General features: G+C 40.7%; 12 protein-coding genes. 9 read left to right on the top strand and 3 right to left on the bottom strand.

The features are described 5' to 3' along the window. Positions 1–35 precede the first annotated feature (35 nt). Together AC2D3N_RS00555 and bchE are read right to left on the bottom strand one after the other, a co-directional pair. On the bottom strand, positions 36–884 hold the full coding sequence (locus AC2D3N_RS00555) for an acyl-CoA desaturase (protein ID WP_079680267.1): 849 nt from the start codon (positions 882–884) through the stop codon (positions 36–38). 195 nt (positions 885–1,079) lie between these two features. Continuing rightward, entirely contained in the window at positions 1,080–3,116 is a 2,037-nt protein-coding gene (gene bchE / locus AC2D3N_RS00550; protein ID WP_484692460.1) for a magnesium-protoporphyrin IX monomethyl ester anaerobic oxidative cyclase, read from the bottom strand. A 193-nt stretch (positions 3,117–3,309) separates the two neighbouring features. Here bchE and AC2D3N_RS00545 point away from each other — a divergent pair, with 193 nt between their 5' ends. From AC2D3N_RS00545 to AC2D3N_RS00520, 6 genes are all read left to right on the top strand, one after another. After that, positions 3,310–4,785, top strand: a complete 1,476-nt coding sequence (locus tag AC2D3N_RS00545) for a polysaccharide deacetylase family protein (protein WP_484692459.1) — start codon at positions 3,310–3,312, stop codon at positions 4,783–4,785. A gap of 134 nt (positions 4,786–4,919) precedes the next feature. Further along, positions 4,920–5,609: an MBL fold metallo-hydrolase gene (locus AC2D3N_RS00540; RefSeq protein WP_484692458.1), complete on the top strand. Its 690-nt coding sequence runs from the start codon at positions 4,920–4,922 to the stop codon at positions 5,607–5,609. A 103-nt stretch (positions 5,610–5,712) separates the two neighbouring features. After that, the gene (locus AC2D3N_RS00535; RefSeq protein ID WP_079680271.1) at positions 5,713–6,252 is read left to right on the top strand and encodes a rhodanese-like domain-containing protein; all 540 of its coding nucleotides are present in this window, start codon (positions 5,713–5,715) and stop codon (positions 6,250–6,252) included. 10 nt (positions 6,253–6,262) lie between these two features. Continuing rightward, complete coding sequence (locus AC2D3N_RS00530; RefSeq protein WP_484692457.1) at positions 6,263–7,984, top strand: SulP family inorganic anion transporter; 1,722 nt, start codon at positions 6,263–6,265, stop codon at positions 7,982–7,984. An 87-nt stretch (positions 7,985–8,071) separates the two neighbouring features. Then, a complete protein-coding gene (locus AC2D3N_RS00525; protein ID WP_079680332.1) occupies positions 8,072–8,545 on the top strand; it encodes a hypothetical protein in 474 nt (157 codons plus the stop codon). A gap of 313 nt (positions 8,546–8,858) precedes the next feature. After that, complete coding sequence (locus tag AC2D3N_RS00520; RefSeq protein WP_079680273.1) at positions 8,859–9,260, top strand: DUF4346 domain-containing protein; 402 nt, start codon at positions 8,859–8,861, stop codon at positions 9,258–9,260. 41 nt (positions 9,261–9,301) lie between these two features. Here AC2D3N_RS00520 and psb30 read toward each other — a convergent pair whose 3' ends face one another. Beyond that, entirely contained in the window at positions 9,302–9,433 is a 132-nt protein-coding gene (psb30, locus tag AC2D3N_RS00515) for a photosystem II reaction center protein Ycf12/Psb30 (protein ID WP_026785372.1), read from the bottom strand. A 276-nt stretch (positions 9,434–9,709) separates the two neighbouring features. Here psb30 and AC2D3N_RS00510 point away from each other — a divergent pair, with 276 nt between their 5' ends. The 3 genes from AC2D3N_RS00510 (at position 9,710) to AC2D3N_RS00500 (ending at position 12,892) form a co-directional block, all read left to right on the top strand. Further along, positions 9,710–10,927, top strand: coding sequence for a glycosyltransferase family 4 protein (locus AC2D3N_RS00510; protein ID WP_484692456.1), 1,218 nt, complete (start codon positions 9,710–9,712; stop codon positions 10,925–10,927). Positions 10,928–11,304: 377 nt separating this feature from the next. Beyond that, positions 11,305–11,853, top strand: coding sequence for a hypothetical protein (locus AC2D3N_RS00505; protein WP_484692455.1), 549 nt, complete (start codon positions 11,305–11,307; stop codon positions 11,851–11,853). Continuing rightward, entirely contained in the window at positions 11,837–12,892 is a 1,056-nt protein-coding gene (locus tag AC2D3N_RS00500; protein ID WP_484692454.1) for a TOPRIM nucleotidyl transferase/hydrolase domain-containing protein, read from the top strand. The genes AC2D3N_RS00505 and AC2D3N_RS00500 overlap by 17 nt, the downstream gene beginning before the upstream one ends. The last annotated feature ends 3 nt before the right edge of the window (positions 12,893–12,895 follow it).

The following is a 12,895-nucleotide window of genomic DNA, read 5'->3' as shown; positions in this document are numbered from 1 at the left end:
TTTTCGGGGGCGGGTTTTTTATTCTTTATTCTTACTTAAGCTTGCGTCACCCGTTGAGTCGGGGGCATCACCACTTTCTGGGCCAGACCCAAGGTTTTTAAAACCCAAATTGACCACCAAGTCATATCAAGTTCCCACCATTTGAGTCCGGCTTTCGCAACATTCGGATAGGCGTGATGGTTATTATGCCAGCCTTCCCCGTAGGTGAAAATCGCCGCCCACCAAAGATTCCGAGAATTATCATCGGTGTCAAAGGTGCGGTATCCCCACATATGGGTGACCGAATTAATCAACCAGGTACTGTGCCACAAGACCACAGCCCGGACAAATACCCCATAAATCACCCATGACCAACCGCCGATCACATAAAGCAGTAAAGCCACGGGAATTTGCATTAACAAATGATAGCGATCTAACCAACAATAAAAGGGATCTCGCGCTAAATCCGGGGCAAATCGTTTGTAATGTTCAGCATCAAAAAAGGATGGACGAGGATAGAAAATCCACATCATGTGACTCCACCAAAATCCCCGTTTTGCAGAGTAGGGATCTTTATCTTCATGTTCGGTATGGGCATGGTGCAAACGATGTCCAGCGATCCAAAAAATCGGCCCTCCTTGTAAGGCACAGACACCAATTAAGGTAATCACATATTCCAACCATTGGGGAACCTTCAGGCTGCGATGACTTAATAAACGATGGTAGCCTAAACAAATTCCGATACTGCCAAAAAACCAGTGTAGAAATATAGTAATTCCTAACGCTGACCAAGAAAAAAACCAAGGTGCTAATAAAGCCAACAAATGGATAATACTGAAAAACGCAACTGTTAAACCGCTTAATTTTGGTTCATTTTCCGGCGAAGTTGCGACTTGAGATGTCATGAAAATATCCTCAATCTAATAATGTTTGATAAATCGATGCGGGGGAATCTCGGTTGATTGTAGGATAACATAAATTTTTGTAAACCCTCCCCTCCCTGTGAAAATTTTAGATTAAATATTCACCTATTTTGCTCTCCTTTACTAAAGAAATACCATAAATTAATCCATTTCCTTAGTTCACATTAAAATCAAAATTTATCCTGGGGTTATTGGTGTTAAAATTGAATGGGCAATTACCGGATCTTGATAACTCCCCTGATTATGGATCATTTGCACCGCATTTGCCAATTTTTCAATCGGTGCATCTTTCAAGCAAAACCCATTTGCTCCTGCCGATAAAGCCTCTGATAATATTGATTCTTGGTCAGGCATCGCCAAAACTAAAATCTTGGATGGAATCACATAGGAACCCGCCTGAACTTTCCTCACCATGCGGATAAACTTGACCAAATTCATATCGGGTAGGGTGCTATCGACAACCGCCACATCAACATCAATCGATTCTAGTAACACCAAGCCCGTTTCGGCATTGGTAGCTTCGCTGGCGACTTCGATTCCGGGTTGCGATCGCAGATTCTTTCTTAAGTTCAGGCGGGTTTCCTCATTATCTTCAATGATAGCCACCTGAATCGTATCATATTTTTGTTGAATTTTAGGATAACTTTCGCAAGCAGATAAATCATTAGCCGCGCCACAGGCAGAAATTGTTCCTAAAAAGTCAATATCTGCCGAATTTTTCTGTTGAGATTTTGTCATCTGTTCCGGGGTCAAAATCTTGGATTCATCAAAGCCAAACTCAACCTCTGTATGGAATCCTTTTTGTTTCACCCGTTTTAAATTATAGAATCGTTTATTCCAGGTTGTTTTGACAAATGCCCATAAACAACCGAGTAAATAACGGCGTTTAAATGGATCTTTTTCTAACCAATATTCCAGAAATTTCCAAGCATAAAACCGAGCATAATTTTGCAGCACTCCTTTAAGAACATCTTCCCTGGTCATATTATCGGGTTTAATAATTGGAGTCACAAAATTATAATGGGAATAATCGCGAATTTCCACTCGATCTTCTAAATCTTGAAACAGTTCAGAAAACGGCCAAGGAGTGTACATATTCCAATTGGTCATATCCGCTTTCCAATCCCGCGCCATCCGATAGGTTTCTAAAATTGTTTCTGGGGTTTCATTGGGCAGTCCCATAATAAACTGAACCTCCGCCAGAATTCGATTTTCTCGCAATAATTGAACCGCTTTTTTATTATCGGCAATGGTGGTTTCTTTTCTAAATAAATTTAGGTTTAATTGAGCCGCGGCTTCCGTTCCTAAAGACACATGAACTAATCCGGCTTGGCGATATAACGGTAATTCTTTCTCATCTCTGAGGATATCCGTAACCCGGGTATTAATTCCCCAATGAACTCCTAAATTCCGATCTATTAATTCCTGGCATAAAGCCACAAATCGAGATTTATTAATTGTGGGTTCTTCATCGGCTAAAATAAAAAATCCGATCTGATATTCTTTAACTAAAGTTTCGATTTCATCAACAAAATGTTTCGGAGAACGAGAGCGATATTTCCGCCAGAATTTCCATTGAGAACAAAAGCGACAGCGAAACGGACAACCTCTGGAATAATTAGGAACCGCAACTCTAGTATTCAGAGGAGTATAAATATATTTATCCCAATCTAATAAACTCCAATCTGGGGTTAACGTGTTTAAATCTGAAATAGGAGGATGGGCAGGAGTTGCGACAACTTTACCCCCATCTAAAAAGGCAATTCCTAATATATTGTGACGTTCTATTTCATCCGTACCATTAGCGATCGCTTTTAATAAATTAACGGTTATTTCTTCCCCTTCCCCTCGAATAATATAATCAACCCAAGGAGCTTCACTTAATACTTCCCGATACATATAAGTCGGGTGAACACCCCCCATAATTGCCTTGGCATTCGGGCAAATTTGTTTAACAATTTTTAGAGTATTTTGAGACTTATAAATCATCGGAGTAATAGCTGTTGCCAGCACCACATCCGGTTGACGATCTTGAAGAATTTTCGCTAATTCTTCATCCTCAATAAAGTTAGTCATGGCATCGACAAATTCAATGTCGGTAAACCCGGCGGTTTTCAACGCCCCCCCGACATAGGGAACCCAACTCGGGGGCCAATTTCCGGCAATTTCGGCCCCACCGGAATGATAATTGGGCTGAATTAACATGATCCGCATTTGCTTTCCTCCTGAAATGTTCAGTTTCTCTCCAGACTTGCGAAGCAATGTAGATTATATAACCATATAGTGATTAAAAAGAAAATTTAATAATAATTTAACACTTCGTAGTGAGGCGTGAACGCTTCTACGCCCTGAAGGACTTACTACAAATAAGATAGAATTTGGTAGTTTCTTGTAGAAGTTGAGCATCGTGTTAAAAACGTCAAAATGGTTTTATCAAACCTGCATTTATATCGGTTCATCTTTGATCTTGTGGGGGTGTGCAAAGCCTTTTTCGCTAGTTTTACCAACCGAAATACCTGACTTAGAAGTCTCCGAAACCCCGAAAACCATCCTAGAAAAACCTGTTAATAGTTTAGGAGGTTATTTCTATTCCAACGGTGAAAATGCTTTGGGGCCGTTTACCCAGGGAATGCTGCAAAAATGCCGGGACTTGAATGGTGGCCAAGTTTGTAATACCCAGGAATGGCCTGAATCCTTATTTATCAAAGCCTATGGAGAGGGGCGTTGTCCCAATGGTAGTCGCCTGAATCGAATTTTGGGCTATTGCGTAGAAGGAAAGGAGGCGTTAGGCCCTTTTTCTCAAGAGCTTGTCGCTACCTGTGAGGGAACTGACGGGGGCAAGGCTTGCGGGTCAACTCGCTGGAGTTCTAAATTTTTGTATAAAATAATACGCGATAAAGGACTAATTACTCCTGTCGCAGATCGTCCTCCTCAGTTTGTTCTCCTAGCTTTTGATGGTTCCTATTCCCTAGATGCCTGGAAAAAATCTCGCAACTTTACTCAAAGTATGGCAAAAAAAAATATCCCGGTTCACTTTACCTATTTTATTAGTGGGGTTTATTTTGTGAATAATGAGAAACGCAACCTCTATAAACCTCCTGGGGGAAAGGGTCAGGGACGGTCTGCCATTGGTTGGGGTGGCACTAAGCAAGAGATTAATCTCCGCCTAGAACAGTTAAATCAAGCATACCAAGAGGGTCATGAAATTGGTTCCCATGCGGTGGGTCACTTTGATGGGAGTCGCTGGAGTGAGACGGACTGGAAGCGAGAGTTTGAATATTTTGATCAGTTTATTTTTGATGCCTATAAAATTAATGGTTTGAAGGGTACTTTTGACTTTGACCGCAGTGCCATTCAAGGTTTTCGCGCTCCTGAGTTGGGTCAGAGTCCGGGTTTATACAAAACCTTGAAGAAAGAAGGATTTCGCTATGATACTAGCAAGGTAGCAGCAGCGAATTACTGGCCAAAACCAGAAAATGGGATTTGGAATTTTCCCCTGGCTTCCCTAACGACGGCAATTACCCGCAAAAATGTTCTGTCGATGGATTATAACTTTTACTATCTGCATTCCCAGGGGAAACCTAACTCTAGTAATGCCAAGCACTACGAGGAAGATACTTTTCAAACTTATTTAAAATACTTCCAGAGTAACTATTCTGGCAACCGCGCGCCTGTAAATATCGGTCATCACTTTTCGGCTTGGAATCAGGGGGCTTACCAGAAGGCACTGTTTCGCTTTGCTGAGGCGGTTTGTGGGAAACCAGAAGTCCGATGTGTCACCTATAGTGAGTTGGCGGATTTTATGGATTTGCAAACGCCGGAACAAATTGCTGTTTATCAGAAGGGGGATTTTCCTAAACTGGATTTAGGGAAAATGAATTGAATTATGTTCTCATTTATCAGAATTTTTTGACTCGTAAATTCCGCAATGTCAGAAAACATTCAATTGCTTTTTGATAAAACTATATGGTAGTATAATTTTATAATCAATCCTGATTCCTAAAGGGGTGAAAAACCATGCTCTTTCGCCAATTGTTCGACCCGGAAACCAGTACCTATACCTATCTAATGGCGGATGAAACCACTCAAGAGGCGGTTTTAGTCGATCCCGTATTAGAACAAGTGGAACGAGATTTCACCCTGTTGCAAGAGTTGGGGCTGACCTTGCGCTATTGTTTGGAAACCCATGTTCACGCCGATCACATCACTGGAACTGGGAAATTGCGAGAACTAACTAAATGTCTGGGAGTTGTTCCAGAAAACGCTATTGTTAATTGTGCCGATCGCTGGATTAAAGATGGAGAAATCTTAGAGATTGGGGATGTTAGAATTGAAGCGATCGCAACTTGCGGACATACCGATAGTCATGTGGCTTATTTAGTGAATGGCGATCGCATTTTAACCGGGGATTCCTTATTAATTCGAGGCTGTGGACGCACGGATTTTCAAAGTGGAAATTCTGGGTTACTTTACGATAATATTACCCAAAAATTATTTACCCTTCCCGATCAAACCGCCGTCTATCCCGGTCATGACTATAAGGGAAGAACGGTTTCTACTATTGGAGAAGAAAAACAATTTAATCCTCGTTTTGTGGGTCATGATAGAGACAGTTTTATTAACATGATGAATAACTTAAATTTACCCGACCCCAAAAAAATTGCTGAAGCCGTTCCCGCCAATCAACAGTGTGGAAATAAAGATTAAAGTGATAAGATTTTTGAAGTTCATTTTAAACATCCTATTAAAATGTTGTATAATACAATAGATCAGGTTAATTCAAATTACTTAATTGATCAATTCTAAAAATATGGTTAAATCTCTTAGCGATCGCTTACAGTCCATTGATTCCGAAACCTTAAAACAATGGCTAGATCAAGACAAAATTACTTTAATTGATGTTCGAGAACCTTCTGAACACGCCGGGGAATATATTGCCGGATCAATTCTAGTTCCTTTATCCACTTTTGCTCCCGCAAATGTACCCTTAGATCCCTCTAAATCCGTTGTTTTGTATTGTCAAACCAGCAACCGTAGTGGACAAGCGGCTCAAAAATTATTGGGGGCAGGATTTGAACAGGTGATCCACCTACAGGGGGGATTAAATGCGTGGAAACAAGCGGGATATCCAACAGTTATTAATAAAAATGCTCCCATCAGTATCATGCGCCAGGTACAAATTGTCGCAGGGTCATTGGTTTTAATCGGAACCTTATTAGGGGTATTTGTTTCTCCCAACTTCCTATTTTTAAGTGGCTTTGTCGGAGCCGGATTGCTATTTGCAGGAATTAGTAATACCTGTGCTATGGCAATATTATTGGCAAAATTACCTTATAATCAGCGTGCTTAAGTTAGGAAGAATGCGGGAATATTTTCCGATTTTAGATTGGGGATTAAATTACAAACGAGACGATTTAACTGGAGATTTAACCGCCGGAATTATTGTGGCGAGTTTATTAATTCCCCAGGGAATGGCCTATGCAATGCTGGCAGGTTTACCGCCGGAAGTAGGACTCTATGCCAGTATTTTTCCTCAGATTGTTTATGCGTTTTTGGGAACAGCTTCCATGCTATCTGTGGCTCCGGTGGCGGTGGATTCCTTAATGGTAGCAGCAGCCGTTAGTGCGATCGCCACCGAGAACACACCGGAATATTTGGGATATGCTTTAACCTTAGCATTATTAGTCGGAATTATTGAACTTTTAATCGGAATTTTTCGCTTAGGATTTATCGCTAATTTCCTGAGTCAAGCGGTAATTTCTGGGTTTATTAGTGCGGCGGCAATTTTAATTGGATTTAGTCAAGTTAAGCATCTTTTGGGAATTAAAATCCCTCAGACGGAATCATTTTTTGATACGGTTGTTTCTATTATTCAAGCTAGTCCCAATCTGAATATCATCACTTTAGGGTTAGGGATCAGTAGTTTAGTCTTCCTATTATATTTTAATCGCGGTTTAGGACAATATCTTAAATCTCAAGGGGTTAAGGAATCGATTATTATTCCCCTGACTAAAAGCGGGCCGCTAATATTAGTCATTCTGAGTTCGGTTTTCGTGGGAGTATTACATTTAGATCAAGGATTTGGGGTGAAAGTCGTGGGAGAAATTCCTAGGGGGTTTCCGCCTTTTACCATACCTAATTTTGATTTAAACAATATCAAATTATTAGGGACTTCTGCCTTAGCTATTAGTTTTGTCGGGTTTATGGAAGCCTTTTCTGTTGGTCAGTTTTTAGCTAGTAAAAAACGCCAAAAAGTTGAAGCGAATCAAGAATTGATTGCTTTAGGAGCATCGAATATAACGGCTGCATTCACCGGAGGCTATCCCATAACAGGAGGGTTAAGTCGTTCTGTGGTTAACTTTTCATCTGGGGCAAATACAGCCTTAGCATCAATCATTACGGCATTATTTCTGATGTTAACTGTTTTATTTTTCACCCCCTTATTTTATTATTTACCTCAAACCAGTTTAGCGGCAATTATTTTAGTGGCGGTGGGAAATTTACTCGACTTTCCCACCTTAAAACGGTTATGGAACTATAATAAACTCGATGGAATTACTTGGGGTAGTACCTTTATTGCGGTGTTGCTAACGGGTGCGGAACAGGGAATTATTTTGGGGGTATTGATTTCTCTAGTTTTACATTTAGCTCGAACCAGTAAACCCCATGTTGCTATTTTAGGACGGGTGGAAAATACGGAACATTTTCGCAATATTTTACGCCATCCGGTGACAACTAGCCCCCATATTTTGGCGGTGCGAATAGATGAAAGTTTGTATTTTGTCAATACCAAATATTTAGAAAATTATTTATTAAAATTAGTAACAGAACAAAAAGAAGTCGAATATTTACTGTTAGTCTGTAGTGGGATTAACTCGATTGATGGCAGTGCTTTAGAAACCCTACAGCGTCTGATAGAGGATTTACACCAGATGGGAATTGAGTTTTATCTTTCTGAGGTTAAAGGCCCGGTTTTTGATCAATTAGAAAAAATTGGGTTTGTGGATAAATTAGGACGAGATCGGATTTTTTTAAGCACCGATCAAGCCATCAAAGAACTATCTCAAAGGGTTTCCCTTTAACCCTTAATTGATTTGATAGTGGCATTCCCTGTTTTTTCTGACCTAAAGATGGGATAATTTAATTATCTTGTGTTGAAAAGGATGCTGATGCACGATTCTACTGTAAAACCGATCACCCGTAATTTTTCACTGCTTGTGCCCGTACCTGAAATTCATTTGCTTTCCGGTCAGGATGTTTGTGAACAGGAAGGAAAAGTAGCGTTTGGGAGTCAAGATTTTGAAGTTTTCCGCAAACTTGACCAAGACCGAAATGATCGGATCGTTAAAGTTTTTATCTATGCAACTTTGCAAGAAAATCGTTCCTTTATTCCTAAAGTCACCTGGCAAGCCCTATATATTGGTCATGTAGACTCGCGCCGAGGTCGCCATCCCCAAGGAATGAAATATCGTCCAGCTACAGCCGCCAATGATGCCCCCAATTTTGCTATTTTTTGGGAAGTCACCGACCTCAAACCCTTAGATATTCCTCTGAATATTTCTAATTTCAAAGCCGTGGGGAAAAAAGATGCCTTTCAATCTCGATTTATTCCAGAAAAGCCGTTAATCATTCAATATTTTTAAAATATCTACAAATTTAGTATAAATTCTTCATGAGGTTAATTAAATATTCTCGCTTTCACAAAATATTGTAGGGGCGGGTTCTGTAATAATCTTGAATTGTCACAAATAATTTTAATCAACCCGCCCTACTCGCTCATGGAAATCTACAATTAACGATTAATTAAGATTGTGTTGGGGTCGGGTCGGGTTTAGTAGGTTTTGGGATGAGTTTTCTAGGTTGACTCGAACCCGCCCCTACGGGGTTTGATGAAAATTTAGGCGGGAAATGAGATAAACTATAGACAGCTTAATTTATCATTTCATTAATAATACCGTGTCTCCTCAACCTACAACTACTGCTAACACCAAAGCACTCGCCGCTTTAGACGATCAGCTTTCTAATCGTTTTATTCACCTTGATCCGGCGGGATATTTTATTATTTATATTGACCGAGAAGCGGGATTAATCTGTGCCGAACACTATACCAATGCTATCAATGAAAAAGGATTAGCTGTTGATCCTGAAACCGGAGAACCTTTCCCTTGTACGGGAAGTTTGAAGCGCGAACCTACGGCTATTTTTACGGGAAAAACCGCTAAGGAATTAGGGATTAAAATTACCGAAGAAACCCAACCCTGTCCGGTCAGTTGTTTGGATCATGCGTTGTATCTGGGACGGGAATTTGTGCGGGCGGAAATCTCCTTAATTTCCGGGTCTGATTATATTCAAGATTAAATTAACTAGAGACGTTGCCACCAACGTCTCCATCCTCTTGATTAGAGATCGCCACCACGAAAAGCTAGTAAGATAATGACTGCCGGGCCAGCAACCACAATCAGACCTAACATTGTAAGCTGGGCAATAAGCTCAAAGTTGATATCGCCCAAAAAACTGGTAATTGCGTCCATTATTCCTCCAAACCTAACGAGTGTAAATATTGACTGTTGGTAAAAATCAACAGTTGATCTTACCAGGCGATCGCACCCTCATTTTAAGATTTTTCACAAAACGCAATACAACTCAGGGGATATCGAACCCAGAAGCCGTAATCGGGTTTCCTATTCCCTGAGATAGAGGATGGAGTGGCTGATCTGAGATATAGAGACTAATCTAAGGACAGAACGCGGTAATCGTGGTAAAGTCATGCTCATCAAACCCATTTTAATAAATTCCAAATCACTTGAATGCACATTGCTTGGCTTGGAAAAAAATCACCCTTTTGCGGTAACGTTACTTATTCCCGGGAAATTACTAACGCCCTGTTAGACCGGGGCCATCGAGTTAGCTTTCTGCACTTTGCCCATGAAGGAACGAACGACCGTAACCCAGAATGGCAACTGGAAAACGGTAACTGGAAAATCTCGACTGAGGACAAAAATGGCAAGGTGACACCCTTTCCCATGACTCAGGAGGTGTCTTTACCCTGTCTGTATAAGTCCCAAGTCTATACAATTCCCACCCTCAGTTCTAGCAAAGTCTTAACCAAGTCCCTAAAACGGTTAAAACCCGATTTGGTTCATGCGTCCCTGACCCTTTCACCGTTGGATTTTGTCTTACCTGAAATTTGTGCGGAACTGAATATCCCCCTAGTGGCGACCTTTCATACGCCCTTTGACCATAAATTACGGAATTTTCAATCCGGGACACAACATTTAACCTATCAAATCTACGCGCCTTTTTTGGCAAACTATGACCGTGTGATTGTCTTTTCCCAAGTCCAACGGGAGATGTTAAACCGTCTGGGAGTCGAAAAACACCGGGTAGCTGTTATTCCCAACGGAGTCGATGGGTCGAAATATTCTCCCGGGCCATCGAGCTTTAAGGAGGAATTAGGGGCGGAACGGGTTTTTGTTTATCAAGGCCGTTTGGCTACGGAAAAGAACGTAGAGTCCCTACTCAAAGCCTGGAAAAAGTCGGACATGGGGCCGGGTTGTCTTTTAGTCATCGTGGGTGATGGGCCCTTAGCCCCCTCTCTCCAAGCCTCCTATGGGCCAGAGGATGGGATTATCTGGTTTGGGTTCGTCGGGGATGAAGACCGACGGATTGAAATTCTGCGGGGGGCCGATGTCTTTGTTTTACCGTCGATGGTGGAAGGCTTATCAATCTCCTTATTAGAGGCGATGTCCTGTGGTACGGCTTGTGTAGCGACGGATGCGGGGGCGGATGGGGAAGTAATGGAAGGTGGCGCGGGAATTATTATGAAAACCCAGGGCGTGACCTCCCAACTACGAACTCTGTTACCGTTATTACGAGATCATCCTGAAATGATCCCCCTAGTGGGTCAAAAAGCCCGTCAACGGGTTTTAGAACGCTATACCCTTGATCAAAATATCACTCAGTTGGAACATCTCTATCGAGATTTATTACAAGAACAGCGTTTGCCATTAAGCCACGTTGTTTAACCTGTAGGGGCGGGGTTCTCCCGCCCTTACTCAGTTATAATGCCCTGAACTAAAGTTCGGGCTGAAAGCTAAAGTTATCTAAAGATAACTAAATACCTGTCTTTCTTAACCCGTTTTAACGGGTTTGAGCTTTGAGCCTGAAATTGATTTCAAGGCTTTTGGTGCTTCGCCCCGACAATAGGGTTTAGTAAAAACGGGAAACCAGAATATAGATAGACCCAACAAAAAGGAGGGGCAATATCGGGCTTATGATGGTTATGTTACGCAATATGCGATCGCACGTAATCAAAAACTATGAATGGATAGAGCTTTGTATTATGATTATGATTTTTTCAGATAGATTATAATAAAATCTTATCTACCAAAATTTAAAATTAATGTCTTTTCCAGTCGAAATCACATACAAAATTCCAAAACTTTTTGGAGAACAGCAGAAAAGTTTTCTGCTTTATAGTGGACTAACTATATTTGTTGGGCCTAATGGATCTGGAAAAACTCAGGTTATGCGACACTTGAAAAATAAACTTCGTTGGTATGCTGAAAGCAGAAAAGTAAGGTATCTCTCAGCAGGTCGTATTGCTCCCTTTGAAAACTTTATATCTAATTCTACTGGACAACAAGGTAAACCGCAATATGACAAGGCTAAGTTAGGTGGTAAGGAACATAATCAGTATCGACATAACGCAGAGACTGGTTTCGGAGATTTTCATACCTTAAGTTCTAGACCAGACCTCTATATAAAAGTAGCTGCTCGACTTCAAGCACTTTTTAAACGGGATATATATATTGACTGGGATGCGGGGAATCTCAATGTAAAGTTTAAAAGACTTGATTTACCTGGTCAGTCCTATTCGTTTGCTCGCGAAGCAAGTGGATTGCTAAATCTTGTGGTCATACTTGCTGCTTTATATGATGATGAAAAGTGATAAAGAAGCATTCTTTAGTGAACGTCCTCTACTTGTTGAAGGGCCTAGTGATGCCATTATCTGCAATGCAATTGACCAATGCTTGAATCTCTATTTAGGAGTAGCAGGAACACAAATTGTGCCCGTAACAGGTAAAGGTAGTATGCCTGTTACAGCAAAATTAATGCGTTTGATTGGTAAAAAACCTATTATTCTTGCTGATTTAGATGGATTGGCTGATGGAAACGATTTAGCAGCTATTTTCTTCAATGATGCAAATGCCGAAAAACTTGTTCAAGAGAAAGGACATGGTAGCCTTAGTCAATTTACTAACCAAGTATATAGTGATTTTTGTCAAGCAGTTGAACAACATTGGTATGATCTTCAATTAGATGCCGAAAAACATACATACTGGGAAAATAGAGAGCGAAGTAAAGATGAGAAAATAGCTCGACAACGTTCAATGATGGCTGTTCTTCTATCTTCTAATGAAAGTCAAAGGAAAAATTGGAATAATTCTTTGTTTTGGGAAAGTTTATATACAAGGCTTGTAGCCTTACTAAATGCCATTGAGGAGGCTGGATGTTTTATCCTTCGGAAAGGAACAATTGAGAATTACTACCGATTTTCAGATTCAGCTACCGCTTCTGATAAGCCAAGGGTTGCCGCAGAAGAAGCTGAAAAACTCAGTTTTGAGTCAAGAAGCTTTATTGAAAAACACTATGCAGATGTGGTTAGAGCTTTAAGTTATGCTGCACAAGCACCAACTATTGATGAAGCGACTAAAGTTTCTGAGCTTCTTCTTTCAATTGCTGCTCCCATGTTGAGCCAATTGAAACAGGATACAAACCAAACCCAATTAGAAGCAATAGCAGAAAATATCTTACGGGAGAGAGCTACACTTTTTCAAGTGACAAATAATTCTACAGCAGATAACTTGTCAATTAAAATTGATCTTAAATCTCAAACCCTTAAGGTTTCTGGCTTTCCAATTGTTTTAACGAAAGGTCATGATCCTATCAAGGATGTTGAAACGAAAATAAAACGCAAAGACTTGTGAATC

This window comes from Planktothrix sp. PLAVEN19ND, from assembly GCF_057220675.1.
The sequence above is the reverse complement of the archived record's forward strand: the minus strand, read 5'-3'. Positions and strand labels throughout refer to the sequence as shown.

Coding starts and splice junctions, on each gene's coding strand:
- AC2D3N_RS00555 (WP_079680267.1), bottom strand. CDS start 884: ATGACATCTCAAGTCGCAACTTCGCCGGAAAATGAACCAAAATTAAGC.
- bchE (WP_484692460.1), bottom strand. CDS start 3,116: ATGCGGATCATGTTAATTCAGCCCAATTATCATTCCGGTGGGGCCGAA.
- AC2D3N_RS00540 (WP_484692458.1), top strand. CDS start 4,920: ATGCTCTTTCGCCAATTGTTCGACCCGGAAACCAGTACCTATACCTAT.
- AC2D3N_RS00535 (WP_079680271.1), top strand. CDS start 5,713: ATGGTTAAATCTCTTAGCGATCGCTTACAGTCCATTGATTCCGAAACC.
- AC2D3N_RS00530 (WP_484692457.1), top strand. CDS start 6,263: ATGCGGGAATATTTTCCGATTTTAGATTGGGGATTAAATTACAAACGA.
- AC2D3N_RS00525 (WP_079680332.1), top strand. CDS start 8,072: ATGCACGATTCTACTGTAAAACCGATCACCCGTAATTTTTCACTGCTT.
- psb30 (WP_026785372.1), bottom strand. CDS start 9,433: ATGGACGCAATTACCAGTTTTTTGGGCGATATCAACTTTGAGCTTATT.
- AC2D3N_RS00510 (WP_484692456.1), top strand. CDS start 9,710: ATGCACATTGCTTGGCTTGGAAAAAAATCACCCTTTTGCGGTAACGTT.
- AC2D3N_RS00505 (WP_484692455.1), top strand. CDS start 11,305: ATGTCTTTTCCAGTCGAAATCACATACAAAATTCCAAAACTTTTTGGA.
- AC2D3N_RS00500 (WP_484692454.1), top strand. CDS start 11,837: ATGATGATGAAAAGTGATAAAGAAGCATTCTTTAGTGAACGTCCTCTA.